This is a genomic window from Paraburkholderia sp. PAMB 6770 (genome assembly GCF_057748135.1).
This window is the reverse complement of record NZ_CM173239.1, coordinates 1,138,548-1,162,377: the sequence shown is the minus strand read 5'-3', so window position 1 is coordinate 1,162,377 and position 23,830 is coordinate 1,138,548. Positions and strand designations below refer to the sequence as shown.

At 67.1% G+C, this 23,830-nt stretch carries 22 protein-coding genes and 1 pseudogene; 7 read left to right on the top strand and 16 right to left on the bottom strand.

Annotated features, from left to right (window positions below; translation table 11 throughout):
• Nucleotides 1-6: 6 nt before the first annotated feature.
• From AC3AP7_RS22605 to argC, 5 genes are all read right to left on the bottom strand, one after another.
• A complete protein-coding gene (locus AC3AP7_RS22605; RefSeq protein ID WP_487364770.1) occupies nt 7-501 on the bottom strand; it encodes an arsenate reductase ArsC in 495 nt (164 codons plus the stop codon).
• A gap of 9 nt (nt 502-510) precedes the next feature.
• Nucleotides 511-987 (bottom strand): ArsI/CadI family heavy metal resistance metalloenzyme, encoded by a 477-nt coding sequence (locus tag AC3AP7_RS22600; protein ID WP_487364769.1) that lies wholly within the window; start codon nt 985-987, stop codon nt 511-513.
• 12 nt (nt 988-999) lie between these two features.
• On the bottom strand, nt 1,000-1,323 hold the full coding sequence (locus AC3AP7_RS22595) for an ArsR/SmtB family transcription factor (protein WP_487364768.1): 324 nt from the start codon (nt 1,321-1,323) through the stop codon (nt 1,000-1,002).
• A 566-nt stretch (nt 1,324-1,889) separates the two neighbouring features.
• On the bottom strand, nt 1,890-2,090 hold the full coding sequence (locus tag AC3AP7_RS22590) for a hypothetical protein (RefSeq protein WP_487364767.1): 201 nt from the start codon (nt 2,088-2,090) through the stop codon (nt 1,890-1,892).
• Nucleotides 2,091-2,270: 180 nt separating this feature from the next.
• Nucleotides 2,271-3,200, bottom strand: a complete 930-nt coding sequence (gene argC, locus AC3AP7_RS22585; protein WP_487364766.1) for an N-acetyl-gamma-glutamyl-phosphate reductase — start codon at nt 3,198-3,200, stop codon at nt 2,271-2,273.
• A 139-nt stretch (nt 3,201-3,339) separates the two neighbouring features.
• Here argC and AC3AP7_RS22580 point away from each other — a divergent pair, with 139 nt between their 5' ends.
• From AC3AP7_RS22580 to AC3AP7_RS22570, 3 genes are all read left to right on the top strand, one after another.
• A complete protein-coding gene (locus AC3AP7_RS22580; RefSeq protein ID WP_487364765.1) occupies nt 3,340-4,224 on the top strand; it encodes a LysR family transcriptional regulator in 885 nt (294 codons plus the stop codon).
• 341 nt (nt 4,225-4,565) lie between these two features.
• Nucleotides 4,566-5,348 carry an SDR family NAD(P)-dependent oxidoreductase gene (locus AC3AP7_RS22575; protein WP_487364764.1) on the top strand — a complete coding sequence of 261 codons (783 nt, stop codon included), beginning with the start codon at nt 4,566-4,568 and terminating at the stop codon, nt 5,346-5,348.
• On the top strand, nt 5,348-6,385 hold the full coding sequence (locus AC3AP7_RS22570; protein WP_487364763.1) for an AraC family transcriptional regulator: 1,038 nt from the start codon (nt 5,348-5,350) through the stop codon (nt 6,383-6,385). Before AC3AP7_RS22575 ends, AC3AP7_RS22570 begins: the two co-directional genes overlap by 1 nt.
• 81 nt (nt 6,386-6,466) lie before the next feature.
• On the opposite strand, the gene AC3AP7_RS22565 is transcribed toward AC3AP7_RS22570, so the two are convergent.
• Together AC3AP7_RS22565 and AC3AP7_RS22560 are read right to left on the bottom strand one after the other, a co-directional pair.
• On the bottom strand, nt 6,467-7,594 hold the full coding sequence (locus tag AC3AP7_RS22565; protein ID WP_487364762.1) for an aminotransferase class V-fold PLP-dependent enzyme: 1,128 nt from the start codon (nt 7,592-7,594) through the stop codon (nt 6,467-6,469).
• Nucleotides 7,595-7,943: 349 nt separating this feature from the next.
• Nucleotides 7,944-8,147: pseudogene (locus AC3AP7_RS22560) on the bottom strand (AraC family transcriptional regulator N-terminal domain-containing protein); the annotation flags it as partial.
• Nucleotides 8,148-8,363: 216 nt separating this feature from the next.
• On the opposite strand from AC3AP7_RS22560, the gene AC3AP7_RS22555 reads away from it, so the two are divergent.
• Nucleotides 8,364-9,197, top strand: coding sequence for an oxidoreductase (locus tag AC3AP7_RS22555; protein ID WP_487364761.1), 834 nt, complete (start codon nt 8,364-8,366; stop codon nt 9,195-9,197).
• 313 nt (nt 9,198-9,510) lie between these two features.
• Here the strand turns inward: AC3AP7_RS22555 and AC3AP7_RS22550 are convergent, their stop codons facing one another.
• The gene (locus tag AC3AP7_RS22550) at nt 9,511-10,599 is read right to left on the bottom strand and encodes an AI-2E family transporter (RefSeq protein ID WP_487364760.1); all 1,089 of its coding nucleotides are present in this window, start codon (nt 10,597-10,599) and stop codon (nt 9,511-9,513) included.
• Nucleotides 10,600-10,986: 387 nt separating this feature from the next.
• On the opposite strand from AC3AP7_RS22550, the gene AC3AP7_RS22545 reads away from it, so the two are divergent.
• Nucleotides 10,987-11,301 (top strand): DUF3331 domain-containing protein, encoded by a 315-nt coding sequence (locus AC3AP7_RS22545; protein ID WP_487364759.1) that lies wholly within the window; start codon nt 10,987-10,989, stop codon nt 11,299-11,301.
• Between the two features lie 401 nt (nt 11,302-11,702).
• Here the strand turns inward: AC3AP7_RS22545 and choX are convergent, their stop codons facing one another.
• Together choX and betC are read right to left on the bottom strand one after the other, a co-directional pair.
• The gene (gene choX / locus AC3AP7_RS22540) at nt 11,703-12,659 is read right to left on the bottom strand and encodes a choline ABC transporter substrate-binding protein (RefSeq protein WP_487364758.1); all 957 of its coding nucleotides are present in this window, start codon (nt 12,657-12,659) and stop codon (nt 11,703-11,705) included.
• Between the two features lie 65 nt (nt 12,660-12,724).
• Nucleotides 12,725-14,263 (bottom strand): choline-sulfatase, encoded by a 1,539-nt coding sequence (betC, locus tag AC3AP7_RS22535; protein ID WP_487364757.1) that lies wholly within the window; start codon nt 14,261-14,263, stop codon nt 12,725-12,727.
• 127 nt (nt 14,264-14,390) lie between these two features.
• Here betC and AC3AP7_RS22530 point away from each other — a divergent pair, with 127 nt between their 5' ends.
• Both AC3AP7_RS22530 and purU read left to right on the top strand, forming a co-directional pair.
• On the top strand, nt 14,391-15,329 hold the full coding sequence (locus AC3AP7_RS22530; RefSeq protein WP_487364756.1) for a choline sulfate utilization transcriptional regulator: 939 nt from the start codon (nt 14,391-14,393) through the stop codon (nt 15,327-15,329).
• A gap of 130 nt (nt 15,330-15,459) precedes the next feature.
• On the top strand, nt 15,460-16,332 hold the full coding sequence (purU, locus tag AC3AP7_RS22525) for a formyltetrahydrofolate deformylase (RefSeq protein ID WP_487364755.1): 873 nt from the start codon (nt 15,460-15,462) through the stop codon (nt 16,330-16,332).
• Nucleotides 16,333-16,455: 123 nt separating this feature from the next.
• On the opposite strand, the gene AC3AP7_RS22520 is transcribed toward purU, so the two are convergent.
• The 6 genes from AC3AP7_RS22520 to AC3AP7_RS22495 all read right to left on the bottom strand — a co-directional run bounded on the left by AC3AP7_RS22520 (nt 16,456) and on the right by AC3AP7_RS22495 (nt 23,829).
• On the bottom strand, nt 16,456-17,331 hold the full coding sequence (locus tag AC3AP7_RS22520) for a glycine betaine ABC transporter substrate-binding protein (protein WP_487364754.1): 876 nt from the start codon (nt 17,329-17,331) through the stop codon (nt 16,456-16,458).
• Between the two features lie 126 nt (nt 17,332-17,457).
• The gene (locus tag AC3AP7_RS22515) at nt 17,458-18,597 is read right to left on the bottom strand and encodes an FAD-binding oxidoreductase (RefSeq protein ID WP_487364753.1); all 1,140 of its coding nucleotides are present in this window, start codon (nt 18,595-18,597) and stop codon (nt 17,458-17,460) included.
• Between the two features lie 61 nt (nt 18,598-18,658).
• Nucleotides 18,659-19,900, bottom strand: a complete 1,242-nt coding sequence (locus tag AC3AP7_RS22510; RefSeq protein ID WP_487364752.1) for an aromatic ring-hydroxylating oxygenase subunit alpha — start codon at nt 19,898-19,900, stop codon at nt 18,659-18,661.
• 41 nt (nt 19,901-19,941) lie between these two features.
• Complete coding sequence (locus tag AC3AP7_RS22505; RefSeq protein ID WP_487364979.1) at nt 19,942-20,721, bottom strand: electron transfer flavoprotein subunit beta/FixA family protein; 780 nt, start codon at nt 20,719-20,721, stop codon at nt 19,942-19,944.
• A gap of 8 nt (nt 20,722-20,729) precedes the next feature.
• Nucleotides 20,730-21,905, bottom strand: coding sequence for an FAD-binding protein (locus AC3AP7_RS22500; RefSeq protein WP_487364751.1), 1,176 nt, complete (start codon nt 21,903-21,905; stop codon nt 20,730-20,732).
• Nucleotides 21,906-21,909: 4 nt separating this feature from the next.
• On the bottom strand, nt 21,910-23,829 hold the full coding sequence (locus tag AC3AP7_RS22495; RefSeq protein WP_487364750.1) for a (Fe-S)-binding protein: 1,920 nt from the start codon (nt 23,827-23,829) through the stop codon (nt 21,910-21,912).
• Between the last annotated feature and the right edge of the window lies 1 nt (nt 23,830).

Here is a 23,830-nt window from a genome sequence, read left to right as displayed (position 1 = left end):
AGCCCCTTATTGATTTCCGATATCGCTTACGGCCCTCTTCAGGGCGACCGCGTCCAGCTTGTCGAGCGGCAACGAAAGGAAGAGTTCGATACGTCGCTTCAATGTGACGGCGGCATCCCGGATTGCCTGACGCTTTCGCTCCGCGTCCCCTTCGAGGGAAGCCGGATCGGCCACGCCCCAGTGGGCGGTGATCGGTTGTCCCGGCCAGACGGGACACACTTCACCAGCCGCCTTGTCGCAAACCGTGAAGACGAAATCCAGTGCAGGCGCCCCGTTGCGCGAAAACTCGTCCCAGCGTTTGCTGCGCAGGCCATCGGCTTCGATCCCGAATTTCTGAAGGGCTTCCCGCGCAAAAGGATTGATCTCGCCAGCCGGATGACTGCCTGCGGAGTACGCCTTGAAACGGCCGGCTCCATAGTGGTTGGTCAGCCCTTCTGCGAGGATTGAGCGCGCCGAATTGCCCGTGCAGATGAACAGCACGTTATAGATCCTGCCGGTCATGGGAGTCTCTCAGCAGCAGGCCGAACCGGCCGGTTTCACAGGAATGCCGATGGTGTTTCCGCGTGGCGCGCAGCAGGCGGCGACGTCGGCCGATGTCCGGGTCTCGCGGCTTTCGCCATAGACGGCGACGCGCTCAAGAGTATGAAAGTTCTCCCACGCGATCCCTTGCGGATCGACGATCCAGTGCTTGTCGCTACGCGCGTAGCAGCAGGTTGTTTCACCCTGGTCGAACAGGGCCATGTCCGCTTCCCGCGCACGCCGCGCGAGTTCGGCCAGTTCTGTCATGTCGTCGACCTGAAAACCCAGATGATCGACACCGGCTTTCGTGCCGCGCGTGGAGATAGCGAAGTTCACGCGGGGATCGTCCAACATCCACTTCGCGTAATCGGCTTCGACACGCGCTGGTCCGGCGCCAAAAAGCTTCGAATAAAACGCGACGCTAGCCGCGATATCGTCAACGTGGACGTGCACGTGAAAGCGCTTCATGGATCTTCTCCGTCAGCATGGGCACGAATCGGCGCCCGGCGGAAAACAGGGCTGCCCCTGGCAGCAGTTCTCGGTCAGAAATCCGAGGACCGCATTCATCTGGTCGTATGCCGCCCGATAGATCAGGCTTCGACCATCGCGCTCCTGCGTGACCAGCCCTGCGTGCATCAACTCCTTCAGGTGAAAAGAGAGCGTCGCGTTGGGCACGTCGAGCTGAGCCGCGATGGCGCCGGGTGTCAGGCCGTCCGGTCCGGCCACAACCAGCATGCGGAATACGCGCAAACGAAGGTCGTGGGCGAGCGCTGCCAGGGCGCGGATGATGTCTCTCTCTTCCATATTTCCAATATATTCGAATTATTTGGTCAAGGCAAGGAAATCATGGGAGGTCTGGGCCTGGCGATCCTCGTTCCTCCCCGGAACGACTGTCCCTTTTCAGAGAACGGGCGTTAGCCTATTGCGACACCGCGTCCGTTTCGGGGCGGCGTGTGCGGGTCGCCGGTCCAGGCGCGTCGGCGCCTTGCCGTCGCTCCACACCTGCCGGGAAAAGATGTTCAAGGCGACGTTCAGTTCTTTGAGGCTAGCCCGAATGCATCAACGGCCCACATTTCGCCTGCGCGGACGTGAGGCGACTGCGCGAGCCACGCGTCGAGCGGCGTCAGACGGATGCCCGGCGAGACCGCACCGCCGAACGACTCTGAGACAAACGGCGCGCGATCCTCAGGGCGGCGGACGACCTGAACGATGTGGGTGATCCCGCGAAGACGAGGATGGTTGCTCGCCCACGAAGGCTCGCCCATTTTCAACCCAATCGTGGCGCAGCGAGGAAGACTCTGTACCGTAATACGGCCCCCTTCGAGGACAACGCCCGTTCGGGTCCCGATTTCGTGGATGATCCGATCCGACTACCCTTGCAGGGCTTCGATGTCACCAGAACTAAACACCGCGCGGCCGGCGGCTTCGTTCTCTGCTCGCATCGCCCTAGTGAGGAGAAAACGGGTCCAACCCGAGCAGTCGATGACCGGCGGGTCCGCTGACAGGCCTTCCGATTTCGTGCCACGCTCATAGCCGACCCGGCCTGTATAGGTTTGCACGAGGTTCCACATCGTTCTCTCAGCCCACTCGAATTGCATGACACCCCCGGTTGCTGCGGCCTGTGTCTATGATCGCTTCGTTCGTGCCTCGCCGATCCGGTGGCGGATATCGGGCGAGGGGAACGTCCGTTGTCGAATTGGCAACAGCAGTCGGCACACCGGCCCCCGAACGTTAGCTCAAGCCCTCGGCCACTATTGCCGCGTGAGCATCAGGTTCAGATTCTGAACCGCAGCTCCCGATGCCCCTTTGCCGAGATTATCGAAGACCGCGGACAGCAGGACGTGCCCGTGTTCGGCGTCATGAAATACGCTCAGGTGCATGTCGTTCGTACCGTTCAGCACTTGCGGATCCAGGTATTTGACCGCGCCCGATTCGGGCCGCGGCAAGACGCGTATATGCGTCATCCCGGCATAGCGGCGCGCGAGGCACGCGTGCAGCGTGGCGCCATCGGCGTCCGGTGCCAGCAGCCGCAACGCCAGCGGCACCGTCAGCACGATGCCCTGGCGAAACGCGCCATACGCCGGGACGAAAATGGGACGCTGCGCGAGCCCGGCGCGCTGCTGGATTTCCGGCGTGTGCTTGTGCGTGAGTTCCAGGCCATAGACCTGGTACGAAGGCGCACTGGCCGCGCCCGGCCCCTCATGTTCCTCCACGCCAGCCCGCCCGCGTCCGGAATAGCCGGATACCGCGTGAATGCTGAGCGGGTAATCGCCGGGTATGAGCCCCGCCTGCACCAGAGGACGCAGCAAGCCGATCGCGCCGGTCGGATAGCAACCGGGATTGGTTACCCGACGTGCGTTCGCAATGCGCTCATCCTGTCCCGGCGCCATCTCCGGAAAGCCGTATGTCCAGTCGGGATGGATGCGATGGGCGGAGCTTGCATCGATAACCCGGACAGCCGGATTGAAGATGGCGCCCACGGCCTCGCGCGCGGCGGCATCCGGCAAACACAGGATGGCGATATCGCAGCCATTGATGGCTTCTGCACGCCGCCGCGAATCTTTGCGTTCCGCCGCAGCGAGCGTGAACAGTCGGATGTCGGTCCGGTTGCGCAGCCGGTCGTGGATTTGCAGCCCGGTGGTGCCCTGGTCGCCGTCGATGAAAACTACGGGTGCGCTCATATGTGGATGACTCCGCTGACTGTGGGTTTATCGGAAGACTGGAACGGAAAACGAGCCCCTATGTTGCGGGGACGGCTAGAATAGAGAAAGTTGAATTTCATAACGCAAACATTCAGTTTTTCTGAATCTGGACGCCGTCATGCGAGAAATCAGCCTGGACCGCCTGCGCACGCTGGTCGCCGTAACGGACCGCGGTTCGTTTGCCGAAGCGGCGCGCGCATTGCACCTGGCGCCGCCGACGGTCAGCCTTCACATCGCCGAACTCGAAGACCGCATCGGGGCTCCCCTCCTGTTGCGCAAGCGCGGACATGTGGGGCCGACGTCAACAGGCGAAGTGCTGGTGGAGCGCGCACGCCGGCTGCTGGCCGACGCGGAGCAGGCGTTAGACGATATTCGGCGCCAGGTCGAGGGGCTCGAAGGGCGTGCGCGTCTCGGCGCGTCAACGGGCGTGATCGCGCACCTGCTGCCGCAGGCGCTCGAGGTGCTGCGCAAGCACCATCCCGCCATCGACATTCAGATTGCCGTGCTGACTTCGCAGGAAACCCTGTCGCGGCTGGTGGACGGCACCCTGGATGTCGGGCTGGTCGCGCTGCCCCAGCCCCCGGTGGCCGGACTCGTGATCAAGCCCTGGCGCCGCGACCCTGTGATGGCCTTTGTGCCGGCGCATTGGCGGTGTCCGGCCCGCGTTACCCCTGAATGGCTCGCGGCCCAGCCGCTCATTCTCAATGACGCGACCACGCGTCTGTCGCGTCTGACCGCGGAGTGGTTCGCGGCCCGCGGGCACCATCCTGCGCCGCGCATTCAGCTCAACTACAACGACGCGATCAAGAGTCTGGTCGCAGCGGGTTACGGCGCCGCGCTGTTACCCCACGAAGCGACGACGCCGCTACCCGACCGGCGCATTGTCATGCGCCCGCTGCGCCCGGCGTTGTGGCGGCGGCTGGGCATTGCCTGTCGGGCGGGGTACGTCGAGCGTTCCACGCAACACGTACTCGGTGTGCTGTGGGATCTGCGATTGAGATAGACGTCGACGTTTTCCGCTTTGGCCCGTTCTCGCGGGTACTGGGAGAGGCGGCCGGATGGCCGTTGCATTCATGCGTGCCGCGACCCGTCGGCCAGCCGTCGTTCTCGTGCAATCGGACGCACCGCGCGCCCCTCGACGCGCAACGCCGCGCCCGTCGTGGCGGATGCCCGCTCCGGGCCGGCCGAGGGTCTACGTGGGTCAATATTCGATGCAAATGACGACACGGCGTGGGCTGCGCAAGCAAATGGGCGCGATCGGAATCAGGCATGGCGCGTTATGCTAGTGCCGCCCACGGTTCAAACGCCTACTATCGGGCTATCCAATCGAACCACGGAGAAGTAATGAAACCCGCTACGGCATTGATCACTGGCGCGTCAAACGGCATTGGTCTGGATCTGGCGCGTCTCCATGCCAGCAGGGGCGGCGATGTCGTTCTGGTTGCGCGCTCGCGCGACAAGCTCGAATCAGTCAGGCAGGCGCTCCAGACGGAGCATGGCGTGAAAGCGTATGTCATCGCAGAAGACCTCGCCGACCCCGGTTCGGCCGATCGAATCTTCGCCGCGACCGAGTCACGAGGGCAAACCATCGACATCCTGATCAACAACGCCGGCTTCGGCGGCCACGGCACATTTGTCGAACGCGATCTCAAGGCCGAGCAGGCGATGATGCAGGTCAACATGGTGACGCTGACCAACCTGACCCATCACTACCTGAAGGGCATGGTGGCCCGTCGGCGCGGGCGTATCCTGAATGTCTCCTCGACCGCATCGTTCATACCGGGCCCCCTCCAGGCCGTGTACTACGCCACCAAGGCCTATGTCACCTCGTTCACCCAGGCCATTGCCGAAGAAGTCCGCGAGTACGGCGTGACCGCCACGGCGCTCTGCCCCGGCGCGGTGGCGACGGGGTTCGTCGCCGCCGGCAATCTGCAAGGCGTGAGCGTCTGGAAGAACGCGCGGTCGGCGGAGTCGGTGGCACGCTGCGGCTACGAGGCCATGGAGCGCGGCAAACTGGTGGCCTTCAACGAAGGCAAGCTGCACCTCATGCTCGACTGGATTGTTCCGCTGCTGCCGCGCAAAGCCGTGCTGAAGATGTCGCGTCAGGCAATGGAAAAGGCGGCTTGATGAAGCAGGCCACGCGCTTTTCCGTGCATCCGGGCTGGAAACTCGTCGCCGTCGATCTGGAAATCGAGCCCGGCGACCTGCTTGCGCTGGCCGGACTGCCCGCGGACCTGTTCAGCCGCAAGGACGCCACGCTCACGCCCGCCGAATACTTCCGTATCTTCCACAGTCTCGAGACGATGGTCGGGGAAGCCCAGTTGCCGGTACGGCTCGGTAGCGGCATCCCGGTCGAGTCCTTCGATCCGGCGCTCTTTGCGTGCCTGTGCAGTCCGAATCTGAATGTCGCGCTCGCCCGCCTCGCTCAGTACAAGCGCCTTTGCGGACCCCTGGCGCTGGATGTTGCCGTCGGCAGAAACAGCACGGAGGTGTGCATCGAATGCTACGGCTATGACCGTCCGCTACCGCGCAGCCTGTGCGCGATGGAAGTGATTTTCTTCACGCAACTTGCGCGCCTCGCCACGCGGCACGCGATTCACCCGATCGAGACGGAACTGGCGATCCTGCCGGATCAGACCGGGCCGTGCGAAGCGTTTCTCGGCTGCCGCGTGCGGCAAGGCAGCCGCAATCGCATCCGCTTCTCGGCGGAGGACGCCGCGCGGCCGTTCCTGACCGAGAACGTAGCCATGTGGCAGTTCTTCGAGCCGGAGCTTCGGGCGCGACTCTCGAAACTCGACGCACAGGCCAGCGCGCGCGAACGCGTCCGCAGCGCGCTGCTCGATATGCTGCCGAGCGGCCAGAGCAGCATCGACGACATTTCGCGCCGCCTGGCAATGAGCAAGCGATCGCTGCAGCGCCATCTCGCCGGCGAAGCGGTCAGTTATCAGGACGTGCTGAACGGCACGCGGCGGGAACTGGCGAGCTACTACCTTGCCTGCTCGGCCATTTCGCCCGGCGAGATTGCGTTTCTGATCGGCTTTCAGGACACCAACTCATTCCTGCGTGCCTTCAAGGGATGGACGGGCGTGACGCCCGGGGACTACCGCCACTTGCACGCTCGTCCGGCCACGCCCGAGCGTTGCGCGAGCATCGCACATCGGTGACGCGCAAACGCTTCGCCCCTCGCCCCATCGCCCCATCGCCCCCTCGCGCGCCGCCCCGCACCCTTGCGCTCGCGGAGCGCGCTACCGAACCCGGTCCAACGCGCGGGCGAACCGCTCGACGGCCGCGTCGACGTCATGCAGCTTGTCGAGCCCGAACAACCCGATGCGGAATGTCTTGAAGTCCGCCGGCTCGTCGCATTGCAGCGGAACGCCGGCTGCGATCTGCATGCCCGCCTCGGCGAATTTCTTGCCGGACCGGATGTCGTCATCGTCCGTGTAGCAGACGACGACACCCGGCGCCTGAAACCCTTCGGCCGCCACGCTCCTGAAGCCCTTCCCGGCCAGCAGCGCGCGAATGCGCGCGCCGAGTTCGAGCTGTTCCGCCCGCACCTTGTCGAAGCCGTATTCTTCCGTTTCCTTGATGACGTCGCGCAGCGTCGCAAGACTATCGGTGGGCATCGTGGCGTGATACGCGAATCCGCCCTTCTCGTAGGCTTCCATGATCTGCAGCCATTTGCGCAGATCGCAAGCAAAGCTGGTGCTGGTCGTCGCATCGATGCGCTCGCGCGCGAGCGGCCCGAGCATGACCAGCGCGCAGCCCGGCGACGCGCTCCAGCCCTTTTGCGGCGCGCTGATGAGGACATCGACGCCGCTCGCTTCCATGTCGACCCAGATCGTGCCCGACGCGATGCAGTCCAGGACGAACATGCCGCCGACCGCATGCACGGCGTCGGACACCGCGCGCAGATAGGCCTCGGGCAGCATCATCCCGGATGCGGTTTCGACGTGCGGCGCAAAGACCAGATCCGGCCGGTGCTCCCGGATCGCGGCGACGACTTCGTCGATCGGGGCCGGCGCATAGGCGGCCTCGCGTCCGGGTTCGAGCGGGCGCGCCTTCAGCACGATCGACGCGGATGGAATGCTGCCCATGTCGAAAATCTGCGACCAGCGGAAGCTGAACCAGCCGTTGCGGATGACCAGGCACTTCTTCTGCGTCGCGAACTGCCGGGCAACGGCTTCCATGCCGAAGGTCCCGCTGCCCGGGACGATGACGGCCGCCTTCGCGCGGTAGACTTTCTTCAGCGCAGCGGAGATATCGCGCATGACGCCCTGAAAGCGCTGCGACATGTGATTGATCGACCGGTCGGTGTACACCACCGAATATTCGAGGAGCCCGTCGCGGTCGACATCGGGAAGTAATCCTGGCACGTTCGCCTCCGGTAAAGGATGAACCCTGTGATCCCGGCGCGCGGTATTCGTGAGCGGATACCGCTGCGCCAATGTAAATCGGCTTGATTCTGCTTTTGTGTCCCGATGCCGGCCGATTCTGGCGGAAGCCGCCCGCAGCCTGGGGGACGGGCGCCGCCTGCGCGGTGCGCGCAACGCCTTGCGACGCGCCGGCAGCACACCGCGCCCGCCGGGCTGACGATACCACGTATGGCCCCGCGCGACGCGCCGCATGAAGGCTTCACCGATCGACCGGCGAACGAAGAAGCTTCGCGCGGCACGACGTCGCGGACGCACGCGCGCCGATCCACGCCCGACGCCCGCGCGCCGATGCCAGATGGTGACGCGCGTCGTAGACGGCGAGACGGGCGCCGGAATACCCGCGCTTGCGGCCCTGGCAAACGATCACGATACCGGGGTCGTCCAGCACGGGCGTGCGCGCCAGCAGCCGGTTCGCGCGCAGGATGCGGACGCCCGGCAGCGCCGTCAGGTTGGAGCGCGCGTCGGGCGCCCATGCGCGTAACAGCGCTACCATGCGCTTCGGGCTTCGGGCTTCGGGCTTCGGGCTTCGGGCTTCGGGCTTCGGGCTTCGGGCTTCGGGCTTCGGGCTTCGGGCGCACAGCGCCGGCTGCGCCGTCGAAGCGCGTTTCGCATTCACAGTTTTGTGCAACAAATTGAGCGGAATGCGGCTTAATAAAGCTTGCCGGTCAGATTAGCATGCACTTTCGACACACATCCGGGAGGATCTTCAATGACATCCAGCAAAACGCTGCTCATCACCGGCGTCAGCAGCGGCTTCGGCCGCGCGCTCGCACAGGAAGCGTTGGCGGTGGGACACAAGGTGGTCGGTACGGTGAGAAGTGCCGAGGCCAAGCGCGAATTCGAATCCCTGTCCGCGACGGCCGCCTGGGGACGCGTGCTCGACGTGACTGACTTCGACGCGATCGACGGCGTCGTGGCCGAAATCGAATCCGGCATCGGGCCCGTCGACGTGCTTGTCAACAATGCCGGCTACGGCCACGAAGGGATCATGGAGGAGTCGCCGCTCTCCGAGATGCGCCGGCAGTTCGATGTGAACGTATTCGGTGCGGTAGCCATGATGAAGGCCGTCCTGCCCTTCATGCGCGCGCGCCGCCGCGGCCACATCCTGAACATCACCTCGATGGGCGGCCACATCACGATGCCGGGGATCGCCTATTACTGCGGGAGCAAGTTCGCGCTGGAAGGCATCTCCGAGGCGCTGGGCAAGGAGGTCGAGCCGTTCGGCATTGCCGTGACCGCGGTGGCGCCGGGCTCATTTCGCACCGACTGGGCGGGTCGCTCGATGACGCGCACGCCCCGCTCGATTGCGGACTACGACGCGATCTTCAATCCGGTCCGCCAGGCCCGCGAGGAAAAAAGCGGCAAGCAACTGGGCGATCCGGCGAAAGCGGCTCGCGCGATGCTGGCCGTCATTGCAGCGGATCATCCGCCCGCGCATCTTCTGCTCGGCAGCGACGCGCTCGGGCTCGTGCGCAACAAATTGTCGGCCATCGGCGCGGAAATCGATGCCTGGGAGGCCACGACCGTGTCGACAGACGGCTGATGCCCGCCAGCGCGGCAACGCTGGTCGACACGCCGCGGGCCCGGCGTCGGGCACGGGCGGTGCAATGGCCGCCGGATGTGAAAAACCGTGGGCGATGCGACGCAGCCGCCCGTTCGCGAAGCACCGGATACGCGAGATACGCCGGATACACTGGACACACCGGATACGCCTGATACACCGGATACGCCGGACACACCGGACACACCGGATACGCCGGACACACCGGACACACCGGACACACCGGACACGCCGACCGGCGGCTCCGCGTCGAATCCCGCCCTTCTCGCGTCGCATCGGTGCGCCGTCGCCCCCGCTAGCGCCGCACCCAGTCGCTCCACAGCACCATCAGCACGGTCATCAGCGCCGGACCGATGAACAGCCCGAGCAGCCCGAAGGTCTCCGCACCGCCGAGAATGCCGAACAGCACGAGCAGAAACGGCAACCGCGTCGAACTGCCGATCATCACCGGCCGCACGAAGTGCTCCGCCACGAACACGACCACGAAGCCGAACCCGACGAGCCCGATCGCCGCGGCCGCCGTGTGTTCGACGAGCAGCCACAGCCCCGCGCCGCAAAACACGAGCGGCGCGCAGAACGGCAGCATCGCGGCGATCGCGGTGACGAACGCGAGCAGCGTCGCGTGCGGCACGCCGGCCACCGCATACGCGATCCCGAGCAGCGCACCCTCGCCGATGCCCACCACGACGAGCCCCGCGACGGTGCCTCGCACCGCCGCCGCCATCCGCTCGATCAGCTGCGCGCCGCCCTTGCCGAACGCGCGCTGCGCGCCCGTCAGCAGCTCGCCCGACAGCCGCGGCCCCGCCTGGAAAATCACGAACAGCGTGACCAGCATGAAGCCGAACACCATCAGCCCGTGCGCGGCGCGCAGCCCGAACTGGCGGCCGAACGACATCACCGCGCCGCCGTGCAGCCCCTTGATCGCGGGCGACTGGCGCAGCGGCTGCGCGAGGTTGGCCTGCCACCAGTCGGCAATCTGCTGCGCGCCGAACGGCAGCCGGTGCACGAAGTCCGGCATCGCGATGCCGTTCTGCTGAACCGCGTGAACCCAGTCGACTACGTCATGCACCTCATGGGTCGCCTGACCGATGCCGAGGGCCACCGGCAGCACGATCAGGACCGCGATCGCCACGGTCATCAGCGCGGCGACCAGCGTCGTGCGTCCGCGCAACAGGCGCGCCTGTTCGATCTTGCGCAAAACCGGCCATAGCGCGATCGCGATCACGGCCGCCCATCCGACGGCCGGAATGAAATCGCGGATGACCCACAGCGCGAGCAGCACCAGCCCCGCATACAGCGCGAAGGTGGCGGCCTGCTGCGCGCGCTGGCGCCCGGCAGCGGGCCGGGCGGACTCGGTCGGACGTTCGGACGGACGTTTCAGCATGAAGGCTCGCAAGAAAGTGGACAGGGTGCGCCGGGCGTGCGCGTTTGCCGACCCGAAAACCGCAAACCGCGTACACTGCCGGTCCGGCTGCGCACACGGCGTGCCGTACACACGGTGGCACGCGCCCCGCCATTCAGGGCTCGGACAGTCTACCCTGTCAGCAAATAGCAAGCTTTGGGCCATGTCGCGCTGCGGGCAACACTGCGTTGCAAAATTGGCACCAGCCCGAAAATCGCCCTCGATTGCCCCGAAACCCGCGCCGTTTCTTCCGATCCGTAAAGTCAAGCGGTATTGTTGCTAATTCAACAACAGTGTTTCAACCGGCGCACAATGGCTATTAAGCGTGCGCAGTAATAAATTCGGCTCTCTACATCTACGGAGCCGAAGATGAAGACTACGGAGCCTTTTCCTATTGCCGGTGCCAATGGCGTGCGCATCGAAATTCTCGAACGCTCCGACACCACGCTGGTGATCCGCTGGGTCGAACCGGGCCGCTGCCACTACGGCGAGCAGCGGTGGCGGCGGCGCTCCGCGCATACGTCGGGTACGTGCGCGGTGTCGCGCCGCAAGATTCGCCGCGGCGACGCGGTGTTCAAACCCGCGGAACGCCCCGCCCCGTCCAATGCGGCGGCGATGATCTCGGTCGAAACGCTGTACAGCCTGATTCCGGAGTGGCAAGCGCTGGCCCTGCAGGCAGCTTGAGCGCGGACAGCACAGCCGCCGGTGCGGGCAACCGGTGGCCGCTGGCGTCCCGGACCGGCCGCGGATGGGTCGGGGCGGGGGTATCGGGGCAAACGGGGCGATGGAGGCAAAAGGAGCGCTAGTGAAATGGCCGGCTTGAGCCGGTGTCGTTGTGCTCGCAGGCCTTCGCAATCGGCATGTGGCCGGACGTCTTTTTACCTGTCTCGTTTGCTAAGGTGTCCTGTTCGAAAAGACACTTCGCGCGGCGTCCCGAACGCCGTCAGCATCGTCTTCAGGCATCGAATCGTCCGACGCCATGACGGCGCGGGGAGACGTGCCGTCATGGTGTGTCGTTTTCCTGAGTTGACCGGAGCCGGACCGCCGGCGCGCCCCCGCCCCGGCGGCGGCTTCGCAACGCGCGCCTAATGCGACGCGAGCGAGGTCTGAACCGCTTTCAGCCCATCCGCGCCGCTGAGCGTATCCACGCCTTCGAGCCAGTGCCTGAGCATCGCCGGATGCGCCTGCAGCGCCTGCTGCGCGGCAACGTTCACGTCGAGCTTGTCCTGCAGCACCTTCGCGATGATGTGATTCTCCAGGTCGACATTGAACGTGATCTGCCGGAACAGCTTCGCGAGGTTCGGGCACTGCGCGGCGAAGCCCGCGCGCGTCACCGTGTTGACCGTTGCGCCGCCGTAGTTCGGGCCGAAATACGCGTCGCCGCCGGCCAGGTAGGTCAGGTGGAACTTCGTGTTCATCAGATGCGGCTCCCACGCAAGAAACACGATCCACTGATGCGCGCGCACCGCGCGCTCGACCTGCGTCAGCATGCCGGTCTCGCTCGACGCGACAAGCTGCCAGTTGCCGAGCCCGAACGCCTTGTCGGCGATCATCCGGCTGATGTTCTGGTTGGCCGGCGCGCCCGGCTCGATCCCGTAGATCCGGTCGCCGAACTGGTCCGCGTGCTTCGCGAGATCCGCGAAGCTGTGCACGCCCGCCGCCGCGACGTAATCGGGTACGGCCAGCGTGAATTTCGCGTTGGTCAGGTTCGCGTGCAGCACGTCGATCGAATGCTCGTCGACGAACGGCTTCACGAGCGGCCCCTGCGCCGGCATCCAGTTGCCGAGAAACACGTCGATCTGCCCTTTCTTCAGCCCCTGATACGTGATCGGCACCGACAGGTTCGACACCTGCTGCTGGTAGCCGAGACCCTTCAGCACGAGGCCGGCCATCGCGTTGGTCGCGTCGATGTCGGTCCAGCCCGGGTCCGCCATGCGCACCTGCGCGCAGGCGGGCGGATCCGCGCGCGCGGCGGGGCTGGCCGCTGCCGCGCAGCAGACGGCCAGCAAGCTGGCAAGCAGGGACGTCCAGGATCTTTTCATCTTCGGCTCCATCAGTAGGTGCGGTTCGTTATGCGGAAGAAGGCATCGGCACGGCCGGCATATCGCTAGGGCACGACGCGCGGAAAGCGCGCCATCGCCTCGAGCGCATCGAGTTCGAGGTGATTGCGCATGAAGCGCTGGCTCGCGTCGCTAAACGGCTGCCAGTCCCACGACTGCACGCGTCCCCGGGTCGTCGCCTCGAAGTGAAAGCGCCGCCGCCGCTGGCTCGCGAGCACCGCCTCGTGCAGCGCCGGCAGGTCCCAGCGCAGCGCGGTCTCCGCGCGCCACGTGTCGAGCAGCGCCGCCGATTCGGGCTCGCCGGCGAGGTTGTGCAATTCCTGCGGATCGTCGGCGAGGTTATAGAGCTGGTCCGGATCGGCCGGCGAATGGACGTACTTGAACTCGCCGCGCCGGATCATCACGATCGGCGCGAGCGCGCCTTCCGCGAGGTACTCGCCGAGCGCTTCGTCATGGCCGCCCTCGCCGCGCAGATGCGGCACGAGGCTGCGGCCGTCGACCGGATCGGGCCAGTCCGCGCGGCGCTCGCCGGTCGCGAGCTCGACGAGCGTCGGCAGCAGGTCGAGGTGCGACACCGCCGCGCTCACCCGACGCGGCTCGAACTGCCCCGGCGCATGCACGATCAGCGGCACGCGGATGCCGCCCTCGAAGCAGGTCATCTTGTACCAGAGGCCGCGTTCGCCGAGCATGTCGCCGTGGTCCGACGTGACGACCACGATCGTGTCGTCCGCGAGGCCGGTCGCTTCGAGCGCGTCGAGAATCGCGCCGAACTGCCGGTCCACGTATGACAGCGCGCCGTAATACGCATGCCGCGCGGCGCGGATCTGCTGCGCCGTCGGCGGCGTGCGGTCGGTTTCGCAGACCGCGCGCAGGCGCTGCGAATGCGGGTCGCTCTGCGCGGCGCTCAGCGTGACGCGCGGCATGTCGATCTCGTCGTCGCGGTACAGGTCCCAGAACGCGCGCGGAATCGCATACGGATCGTGCGGATGCGTGAGCGACGCGACGAGGCAGAACGGCCGCGCGTCGCGCCCGGCCGAGCGCTCGCGGGCGATGTCGAAGAGCTTCTGGCGCGCGGTGAACGCGACCTCGTCGTCGAAGTCGAGCTGGTTCGTGCGCACGCACGGGCCGGCCTCGATCACCGAACTCATGTTGTGGTACCAGCTCGGACGCACGTCCGGCTGGGACCAGTCGGGCACCCAGCCGAAGTCCGCCGGATAGATGTCGGTCGTGAGCCGCTCTTCGAACCCGTGCAGCTGGTCGGGTCCGCAGAAGTGCATCTTGCCGGACAGGATCGTCCGGTAGCCGGCCGCGCGCAGGTAATGCGCGAAAGTCAGGGTTTGCGCCGGGAATTCGGCCGCGTTATCGTAGGCACCGATCTTCGACGGCAGCTTGCCCGCCAGCATCGAAAAGCGCGCCGGCGCGCACAGCGGGCTCGCGCAGTACGCGGCGTCGAATACGACGCCGCCGCGCGCGAGCGCATCGATGCGCGGGGTGCGCGCGATCGCGTGACCGTAGGCCGGCAACGCGAACGGCGTCATCTGGTCGGCCATCAGGATGAGAATGTTCTGCCTGGCGTGAAGGCTCATGAGCGGTTCGTCCGGAATCTTGAGAAATCGGCGCCGCCGGACCCGTCGGCGGCGCGAACCTTCACTATTGCCGCTCGTTCATGCGCTGTGAAGGCATTCAATGCTTATAGACCCATAAGGGGGAGTTATGCCGAGACCGGACCGCTTGCCGCCGCTGCAGACGCTGTCGGCATTCGAATCGGCTGCGCGGCTCGCGAGCTTCAGCGCGGCCGCGCTCGAACTCGGCTCGACGCAGCCGGCGGTGAGCCAGCGCGTCGCGCAACTGGAGGAGGACCTCGGCACGCCGCTGTTCGCGCGCGGCCACCGCGGCGTGTCGCTCACGCCCGAGGGCGCGCGGCTCTATGAAGCGGTGCGCGAGGGGCTCGAAACAATCCGCGCCGCCACGGCCGACATCCGCGCGCGCCGCGCCACCGGGTCGCTCACGATCCTCACCGACTTCGGCTTCGCGACCTACTGGCTGATGCCGCGCCTCACGCGCCTGAAGCAGCTGATGCCGGACGTGGACGTGAAGATCATCACGTCGCAGGCGGGCTTCGACCCGCGGCGCGACAGCGCGGATCTCGCCATCGCGTTCGGCGACGGCGACTGGGCGCCGTGCACCTGCGCGCGGCTCTTCCCGGAGCAGGTCACGCCGGTCTGCACGCCGGCGTTCCGCGCCGCGCATCCGGGGCTCGGCCGGGCCGCGGACCTGCTCGCGCTGCCGTTGCTGCACGTGCAGCCGACCGAGCCGCAGCGCTGGCTCGGCTGGCGCGACTGGTTCGCCGCGCAGGGGCTCACCCCGCCCGCCGAGCCGCATGGGATCACGTTCAACAGCTATGCGCTGGTGATTCACGCGGCGCTGATGAACCAGGGCATCGCGCTCGGCTGGACGCCGCTCGTCGACGATCTGCTCGCAAGCGGGCAGCTCGTGCGGCTGCTCGACACGCCGGTCGTGACCGCGCGCGGCTATTTCCTCGTCTGCCCGCCGACCCGGCCGCAGGCCCCGGCGGTCGCGCTGCTGCGCCGCTGGCTGTTCGACGAGTGCGGGCAGCGCGCGCCGCACTCCGCCGAAGCCGCGCTGCGCTGACGCGCCGATACCAGCATCACGGCGCTTCGGTTCTATCCGCGCGCGGCGTGCGCTGTTTTACTGGAGTCCGGGCGCGCCGCGCTGCACAGCGGCCGCGCACACGCACTCCCCTTCGCCGCCGAGGACCCGCATGTCTGCCACCGATCGTTCCCCTTCGTTCGTCCTGACCCTGTCCTGCCCGAGCGCGGCGGGCCAGGTCGCCGCTGTCGTCGGCTTTCTCGATCGCCATCACGGCTATATCGACGAGCTGACCGTCTTCGACGACGACATCAGCGCCCGCTTTTTCGTGCGCTGCGTGTTCCATCCGGCGCGGCCCGGCATCGCGCTGGATCCGCACGCGCTGCGCCGCGAATTCGCGCCGATCGCCGCGGACTTCGGCATGGACTGGGCGATTCACGACGTCGCGCTGCGCCCGAAGGTGCTGATCCTCGTGTCGAAACTCGAACACTGTCTCGCCGATCTGCTGTTTCGCTGGAAGATGGGTGAACTGAAGATGGACATCGTCGGCATCGGCTCGAATCACCGGGATCTCGCGCCGCTCGCGGCGCAGCATGGCCTGCCGTTCCGGCATCTGCCGCTCGACCCCGAGCGGCGCGCCGAGCAGGAAGCGCAACTGCTCGACCTGGTCGAGACGAGCGGCGCCGAACTGGTGATCCTCGCGCGCTACATGCAGATTCTCTCCGACGACCTGAGCCGCAAGCTCTCCGGCCGCGCGATCAACATCCACCATTCGTTCCTGCCCGGCTTCAAGGGCGCGCGCCCGTACCACCAGGCGCACGCGCGCGGCGTGAAGCTGATCGGCGCCACCGCGCACTTCGTCACCGAGGATCTGGATGAAGGGCCGATTATCGAGCAGGTGGTCGAGCGCGTGGATCACGCCTATGGCCCCGAGCGTCTGCTCGCGGTCGGCCGGGACGTCGAATGCATCACGCTCGCGCGCGCCGTGAAGGCGTTCGTCGAGCGGCGCGTATTTATCAACGGGGAGCGGACAGTCGTGCTGTAACGCGAAAGCCGGCGCCGCGCCGGCTTTCGCGTCCGGCGGGTGCCGGCGGCACGCGGCCCCCGAACGGAGCCGCATCGCGCCGCCCCGGCCGTGCGGGCGCACGACCGCCCCTCACGGCGCGCGTCAATGCGTGCCGGACAACCAGCCGTCGACCTCCGAACCGTGTGCGGCAATCCACTGGTCGGCTGCCGCATCGGGCTTCGCGCCGTTCTCGGTGGCAAGCATCACGCCGTCGATCTGCCCCGGCTTCCACTGGAATTTCTTCAGGAACGCGACGACGTCAGGTGCCTTCTTTTCGAGGTCCGGGTTGATCACGCTGTCGACGTGTTCCGCGTTGCCGTACACCTTCTTCGGGTCGTCGAGGAACTTCAGCTTCCACTTCGCGAACATCCAGTGCGGCGTCCAGCCCGTGACGATCACCGGCTTCTTCGCGTTGATCTCGCGCGAGAGTTCCGCGGTCATCGCGCTGCCCGAGCTCGGCATCAGGTTGTAATTCAGGCCGTAGGCCTTGATCGCGTCGTCGGTGCGCTTCATGATGCCCGCGCCGGCGTCGATGCCGACGATGCGGCCGTCGAAGTCCGCCTTGTGCGCTTCGAGCTGCGCGATGCTCGTTTCGGGCACGTAATCCGGCACGACCAGACCGATCCGCGCATCCGGGAAGTTGGTGCCGAGATCGACCACCTTCGTCTTGAACTGCGCCCAGTACGCGCCCTGCGTGACGGGCAGCCACGCGGACAGCGTCGCGTCGAGGTCGCCGCGCGCGACACCCTGCCACATGATGCCCGCCGCCACCGGCACGAGCTGCACCGGATAACCCAGGCGCTTTTCGATCACCTGCGCCGCGACGTTCGACGTCGCGACACTGTCATCCCAGCCTTCGACGTAGCCGATCTTGATCGTCGGTCTGGTATCGGCCGAAGCCGTCGCGGCGATGCCCGCGAGCCCGAACACCGCGGACGCCAGCGCACTGCAGAGCAGCCGTTTCCTCATGCCTTTCATGGTCGATCTCCTTGTACCCGCGAGTGCGGTGAGTCTTCAGCATCGCCAACCAGAAATCGCCCGTGAGTGGCCTTTACGACGTCCGGTTGTCCAAATGCGACCTGCATGCCGCGCCCGTGCGGCCGGCTATTTGTCGATCACGAGATCCGTGAGCGGCTTGCTGCAGCACAGCAGCACCATGCCCTGATCGATCTCGCGCTGGCGGATGCCGCCGTTGTGCTTCATCTGCACTTCGCCCGACACGAGCTTCACCTTGCAGGTGCCGCACATGCCCTGCGTGCACGACGCCGGCAGCCGCACGCCCGCCTGGCGCGCGGCGTCCAGCACGTGCTGGTCCGCGCCGCACACAATGTCGCGATGGCTGCGCGCAAAGCTCACGGCGAACGTGTCGCCCGCGGGCACGGCCGGTTGGGCATCCGCCCCGGCGGGCGCGGATGCGGGCCCGTCCGCAAGCGTCTCGAACGAGAAGCTTTCCTCGTGATAGTGGCTGCGCTCGAACCCGGCTTCGTCGAGCAGATCGCGCACGGCCTTCATGTAGGGCGCGGGACCGCACGTGAAAATCTCGCGCTCGGCGAAGTCCGGTGCGATCAGCCGCAGCAGCGGCAGCGTCAGGAAGCCCGTGATGCCGGACCAGTGAGTGCGCGCGCCGACCCGCTCGCAGACGAACGAGGTTCGGAAATGGCGCTGGTTCGCGGCGATCAGGTCGAGTTCGCGCGCGAAGATGATGTCGTCGGGCGTGCGCGCGCTGTGCACGAACACGATGTCGCGATCCTCGCCCAGCTCATGATGCGCGCGGCTCATCGACATCAGCGGCGTGATGCCCGAGCCCGCCGACAGGAACAGGTACTTGCGCGCCGGATGCCGCGCGCAGGTGAATTCGCCCGCCGGGCCCAGCACGCGCACCGCCACGCCCGCATGCAGATTGTCGTGCAGCCAGTTGGAGACCTTGCCGCCCGGCACCCGCTTGACCGTGATCGAGATCGTGTGCGGACGGGTCGGCGCCGACGAGATCGTGTAGCAGCGGTTCACCGTTTCGCCGTCGATCTCGAGTTCGAGCGTGATGAACTGCCCCGGCTCGAACGAAAACGCGTGCCCGGCCGGCGAGCGGAAGAAAAAGCTCTTCACGTCGTGCGTTTCGTCGCGCACCTGGCAGCACTCGAGCGTCTCTTCGAGCTCGCTCGTCCAGCGCGCGGGCGTCGCGCTCCAGAACTGCGGCCGCGTGAGCCGGCTGTCGACGGGTTCGAAAGTTGCCGCATCCCGCATCATTGTTCACTCCGCCTGCCGAGAGACTGTCCTGGGTTGAATCGCGATGAGCCGCACGGACGGCTCATGCGCCGGTCTGCGCAGCGAGCCGCTGGATATACCAGTCGCAGAATTTTTCGACGAGCCCTTCCGTGAACGGCGAGTACGGACCCGGCTCGTATGCGCTGCTCGACGCGCCGGACTGCGAGTATTCGACGAGCGCGCGGTCCTGGTCGTTGGTCGCGTTCCAGACGGCGGTGAGGTTCTTCACGTCGTAGTCGATGCCCTCCCGCGCCTCCTTGTGCACCAGCCATTTCGTGCGCACGAGCGTTTCGCCGGCCGACAGCGGAATCACCGAGAACGTAACGATGTGATCGCTCATGAAGTGATGCCACGAGTTCGGCTGCGTCCAGAACGACAGCCCGCCGAGATCGGCCTGGCGGAATTCGCCGAGCAGCTTCTTCGACGCGACCTTCGCGTCGAGCGTCTGCGATTCGCCGCTGCGATCGAGCGGCAGACGCTGCGTGCGAAAGCCGGTCACGTCGAGCAGACGCTCGATCTCCAGCGACGGCAGGTTCAGCGCGTCCCACTGCGCCGCGCGCTCGACACAGGTGCGCTCGAACGCGGCCATGCCGTCCGCGTTGGCCGGCGACGGCTGATAGCCGAAGCCGTACTCGTACAGCGAGACCGTCAGCTCCGGATGGTTCGCCACGCAGTGATAGCACTCGCGGTTGTTCTCCATCGTCAGCTTCCAGTTGCCCTTCTCGATGATGTCCACCGTCGCGGCAATCTTGCAGCTCGCCAGGTCGTGCGGGAGCATGTACGGCTCCATCGCCGCGCGCATCGTCTCGAAGTCGGCCGGCGGCTCGTCCGCGAGGCAGATGAAGATCAGTCCCGCGAGGTTCTGCACGTGCACCGGCTTCAGGCTGTGCTTGCAGCGGTCGAACTGCTCGCCCATGTGCTCGGCGAACATCAGCTGGCCGCTCAGGTTGTAGGTCCAGCTGTGATACGGGCAGACGATGTTGCCGACCGTGCCCTTCTCCTCGTTGCACAGGCGCGCGCCGCGATGGCGGCAGACGTTGTGGAACGCGCGCACCTGCATGTCGTCGTCGCGCACGATCAGGATCGAATCGGCGCCGAGCTGCACGGTCGTGTAGTCGCCCGGCTCGGGAATGTCCGGCTCGATGGCCACCTGGATCCAGTGCTTGCGGAAAATCAGCGCCATGTCGAGCGCGAAAATCTCGTCGCTCAGGTAAAACGGCGCTTCGAGGCTGTATCCCTGCTTGCGCCGGGCGATCAGCGCCTGAATGTCTGCCGGTACTTTCATCGTGTGCTCCGGAATTCCCGTGGCCGTCGTGCGGCGCAATATCAGTAATCGATGAGTTGATGCTCGCGCAAATAGCCGAGTATCACTTGTGCTTTTTCGACCGAAGTCCCTTCATTTACGACGCGTCCGCCGCGGCTTTCGGTGGTCGTCGCGCCAAGCATGCGGGCGTGGCCGGAGCGCTTTTCCGCGGCGGCCAGACGGACCGGTTTGCGCGGCGCAGCGGCGATCTGCCACGCGGCGGCCCCGGCATCCGGCGACGAAGCCGCGGGCACCGGCTCGACGCGGCCGGCACGCCGCCGCGCGAACGCGTAGCGCGGCGTAACGCCCGCGAGCGGATGCACCGCGACCAGCGCGGGCCATGCGGCGTCGACCCGGCGCCGCACGCCCTTCGGCAGGAATTGCCGCACCGCGACGCGACCGGCTTCGACCGTCACGTCCACCGCCGCGCCCACGAGCGGCAGATTCAGCGCATGCGCGAGCTGGTACGGCAGCATCCCGCTGTCGAATGCGCCCTCGGCGCAGGTGCCGGTCAGCACGAGGTCGTACCCGTCCAGGCGCGCGGCGAGCACGGCGACGGCATCGCTGCCCGGCGCGCACGTCAGCACCTCGACGCGCTCCGCGCCGAGCGCCAGATAGTCGCCGAGCGCCGGATCGGCCGGGTCGCCCGCGTGAATCGCGTCGAGCCGCGCGCCATGGCGGGCGGCGAGCGTGCGGCCGATTTCGAGGGCGGCCGCGTCATTGCGGCTGTAGCGCGCCGCGCCGCTGACCGGATGACGCCCCACGGACACCAGCACGGCAATGCGAGCCAAACGGCGGTTCATGCTGAGGTTCATGCTGCCACTCCTTCGACCGCGGGGCGCGCCTCGCACACGGGCGCTTCGCGCGCGCTGCGCGCGCGGGCGACTGCTTCGGCCAGCGCGGCGATCGTTTCGTGCGTATCGGCAATGATCGTCAGATTCGCGCGCTTGACGATCGGCGCGCTGCCGTCGAGATTGACCGCGATCACATGACGGCAATCCTTGATGCCCTGCAGATGCTGGACCGCCCCCGATATCCCGAACGCGATATAGACGCTCGCCTCGACCGTCTTGCCGGTCGCGCCGATCTGCTTGTCGCGCGTGAACAGACCGTTGTCGACCGCGACGCGGCTTGCGCCGATCGCCGCGCCGAACGCGCCGGCAAGCTGCTCGAACGCCGGGATGTCGGTCACGCCGTTGCCCGCGGACACGATGAAATCGGCCTCTTCGAGCGCGACCTGCGCCGCGTCGATCTCCTCGATGCCGAGGTCGCGGAACACGGCGCGCGCGCCGGCCTCGGGCTGCGCCCACGCGAATGCGAGCAGCTCGCCCGCGCCGACGAACGGCAGGCGCGTGTCGACCGCCCCGGCGGCCAGCAGGATCACGTCCGGCAGCGCGCGGCTGGCGAGCGCCGTTTTCGCGTGCACATACGTGCTCACGTGGGTCGCCGAGATTTCGACCACGTGCGCGGCGACGCTCGCGCCTGCGAGCGCCGCGTAGCGGCGGCCCAGGTCGCCGTCGCCGGTCGCGTTGTCGGGCAGCAGGATATGCGCGGGCGCCAGTTGCGCGACGCACGCGGCGAGCGCCTGCAGTTCGTCGTCCGGTGCGAAGCGGCGCCGGTCGAATCCGGGCAGCACGAGCAGCCGGTCTGCGCCGAGCGCTGCGGCGTCGTCGAGCAGTTCGCCGAGCACGAGCAGCGCGACCCCGGTGTGCGCGTCGGCCATCAGCGCGGCCGCGGCGAGCGTCTGCCGCGCGTGATCGTCGAGCGCGCCGCGCTCGCTGTGCGCGACCACCAGCAGCGTGCGCCGCGCGGGCTGCGTGGTGCGCAGCGGCTTCGCCGCTTCGCGGTGCGCAGGGCTGCGCACCGCCTGCAGCATGTCGCCGGCCGACGCGCTCTCGTGCGTCGCGCCGAGCGTGATCCGTTTGAGACCGGCCGCGCTCAGCGTGTACGGCCGGCGCGGATCGATACGTTTGATCGTCGTATTCATCGCATTACTCCAGCGCGGCTGCAACGAGTTCGGCGACGTCGAGCACCTGCGGACGTGGCCCGACCACCCCTTCGAGCATCGCGGTGCAGTTCGGACAGCCGACCGCGACGACATCCGCGCCGATCGTCCGCGCATCGGCGATGCGGATATCCGGAATGCGCTGCTTGCCGGGGATGTCGGTGAGCGGCGCGCCGCCCCCGCCGCCGCAGCAGCGCCCGCGCATGCCGTGGCGCTCCATCTCGACGACCCGGATGCCGATCGACTTCAGCAGTTGCCGCGGCGCTTCGGTCTCGCCGTTGTAGCGGCCGAGATAGCACGGATCGTGATAGGTGATGCGCCGTTCGTCGAGCGCGCCGGCCGCGCGCGGCGCCAGCTGTCCGCTCGCGACGAGCGACGCGAGCAGCGCCGTATGATGCAGCACCTCGTAGCGCGCGCCGAGCGCGCGGTACTCGTTGCGCAGGCTGTGCATCACGTGCGGGTCGGCCGTCACGATGCGCCTGAACTGCAGCGACGCGAGCGTATCGCGCAGTTGCACGGCCATCTGCTGGAACGTTGCTTCGTCGCCGAGGCGGCGCGCGACGTCGCCGCTGTCGGTCTCGACCGCGCCCAGCAGCGCATAGTCGACCCCGGCCGTGTTCAGCACCTTCACGAGCGCGCGCAGCGTGCGCTGGTAACGCATGTCGAACGCGCCTTCGCCCGCCACCAGCAGCACGTCGACCGGCTTGCCGGGCTGCGCGAGCGGCGCCCCGAGATCGACCGCCCAGTCGTAGCGCGCGCGCCTGTCGTAGCCGCCGGCGGTGCCGGTTTCGCGCAGGTTCGCCAGCACTTCCGGCCCCTTGCCCGGCACCGTGCCGTGCACGAGCGTCTGGTTGCGCCGCATGTCGACGATCGCATCCACGTGCTCGATCAGCATCGGACACTCCTGCACGCATGCGCGGCAGGTGGTGCACGACCAGATCGTGTCCGCTTCGATCAGCGCTGACACGATCGGCCGCTGCGGCGCCCCCGCGTGCCGGCCCACCTCGATGCCCGGTGTCGGGCTGCCCGCATACGCCGAATCCGAACCGCCCACCATCCCGGTGACGAGGTCCTGGATCAGCTTCTTCGGATTGAGCGGCTGGCCGGACGCGAACGCGGGGCAGGTAGCCTCGCACTTGCCGCACTGCACGCACGCATCGAAGCTCAGCAACTGGTTCCAGCGAAATTCAACCGGCGTGGCGACACCGTACTCGTTCTGTTCGAGCACCGGCATTTTCAGCGCGGTGGGCGGGGTCGCGCCGGCCGCGAGCGCGTCGCGCGCCGCAAAGCGCTCCTGGCGCGGATGAAACGCCAGATGCAGCAGACCCGCCAGCGCATGCTTCATCGGACCGCCGCGCGCCGCGCCCAGCGTCATCGCGAACGCACCGGCCGCGATCAGCAGCGCGAACAACACCGCGAGCGCGCCGGACATCGCCGACACCGGCACCAGCACGAACAGCAGCAACCCGAGCGCGAACGCGCCGAGCAGCCACGGCAGCGTGTCCCACGGACCGCGCGAGAGCCGCGCGGGCACCTCCGCGGCGCCGCTGCGGCGGCGCCACACGAACACCACGCCGACGAGCATCGCGAGCGCGGCCACGAAGATCAGCCGGTCGAGCCACGGCGAGTACAGCGCAAGACCGTAGTTGACGAAGACCAGCGCGAACGCGGCAAGCGCGCCGCCGGCGGTCGCGACGTGCGTCTTCGCCATGTACGGATCGCGCGCGACCACGTGGTGCAGATCGACGAAGTAGCGCTTCGGGATCGTCAGCAGGCGCGTCCAGCCGAGCGAGCCCGCTGCGGCCGCGCGTCCGAGCCGCCAGTACGACGCGCGTTTCGCGAGCGCGAACGCAAGGCCGGCGACCGATGCCCACAGCAATGCGGTGATGAGAAACGCCGGGCTCATC

Bases quoted from the DNA above. Each gene is read 5' to 3' on its own strand.
- choX (WP_487364758.1), bottom strand. From the start codon at position 12,659: ATGAAAAGATCCTGGACGTCCCTGCTTGCCAGCTTGCTGGCCGTCTGC.
- AC3AP7_RS22570 (WP_487364763.1), top strand. From the start codon at position 5,348: ATGAAGCAGGCCACGCGCTTTTCCGTGCATCCGGGCTGGAAACTCGTC.
- AC3AP7_RS22510 (WP_487364752.1), bottom strand. From the start codon at position 19,900: ATGAAAGTACCGGCAGACATTCAGGCGCTGATCGCCCGGCGCAAGCAG.
- AC3AP7_RS22545 (WP_487364759.1), top strand. From the start codon at position 10,987: ATGAAGACTACGGAGCCTTTTCCTATTGCCGGTGCCAATGGCGTGCGC.
- AC3AP7_RS22530 (WP_487364756.1), top strand. From the start codon at position 14,391: ATGCCGAGACCGGACCGCTTGCCGCCGCTGCAGACGCTGTCGGCATTC.
- AC3AP7_RS22550 (WP_487364760.1), bottom strand. From the start codon at position 10,599: ATGCTGAAACGTCCGTCCGAACGTCCGACCGAGTCCGCCCGGCCCGCT.
- AC3AP7_RS22600 (WP_487364769.1), bottom strand. From the start codon at position 987: ATGAAGCGCTTTCACGTGCACGTCCACGTTGACGATATCGCGGCTAGC.
- AC3AP7_RS22520 (WP_487364754.1), bottom strand. From the start codon at position 17,331: ATGAAAGGCATGAGGAAACGGCTGCTCTGCAGTGCGCTGGCGTCCGCG.
- argC (WP_487364766.1), bottom strand. From the start codon at position 3,200: ATGAGCGCACCCGTAGTTTTCATCGACGGCGACCAGGGCACCACCGGG.
- AC3AP7_RS22505 (WP_487364979.1), bottom strand. From the start codon at position 20,721: ATGAACCGCCGTTTGGCTCGCATTGCCGTGCTGGTGTCCGTGGGGCGT.
- AC3AP7_RS22605 (WP_487364770.1), bottom strand. From the start codon at position 501: ATGACCGGCAGGATCTATAACGTGCTGTTCATCTGCACGGGCAATTCG.
- AC3AP7_RS22555 (WP_487364761.1), top strand. From the start codon at position 8,364: ATGACATCCAGCAAAACGCTGCTCATCACCGGCGTCAGCAGCGGCTTC.
- AC3AP7_RS22500 (WP_487364751.1), bottom strand. From the start codon at position 21,905: ATGAATACGACGATCAAACGTATCGATCCGCGCCGGCCGTACACGCTG.
- purU (WP_487364755.1), top strand. From the start codon at position 15,460: ATGTCTGCCACCGATCGTTCCCCTTCGTTCGTCCTGACCCTGTCCTGC.
- AC3AP7_RS22590 (WP_487364767.1), bottom strand. From the start codon at position 2,090: ATGTGGAACCTCGTGCAAACCTATACAGGCCGGGTCGGCTATGAGCGT.
- betC (WP_487364757.1), bottom strand. From the start codon at position 14,263: ATGAGCCTTCACGCCAGGCAGAACATTCTCATCCTGATGGCCGACCAG.
- AC3AP7_RS22515 (WP_487364753.1), bottom strand. From the start codon at position 18,597: ATGATGCGGGATGCGGCAACTTTCGAACCCGTCGACAGCCGGCTCACG.
- AC3AP7_RS22595 (WP_487364768.1), bottom strand. From the start codon at position 1,323: ATGGAAGAGAGAGACATCATCCGCGCCCTGGCAGCGCTCGCCCACGAC.
- AC3AP7_RS22495 (WP_487364750.1), bottom strand. From the start codon at position 23,829: ATGAGCCCGGCGTTTCTCATCACCGCATTGCTGTGGGCATCGGTCGCC.
- AC3AP7_RS22575 (WP_487364764.1), top strand. From the start codon at position 4,566: ATGAAACCCGCTACGGCATTGATCACTGGCGCGTCAAACGGCATTGGT.
- AC3AP7_RS22580 (WP_487364765.1), top strand. From the start codon at position 3,340: ATGCGAGAAATCAGCCTGGACCGCCTGCGCACGCTGGTCGCCGTAACG.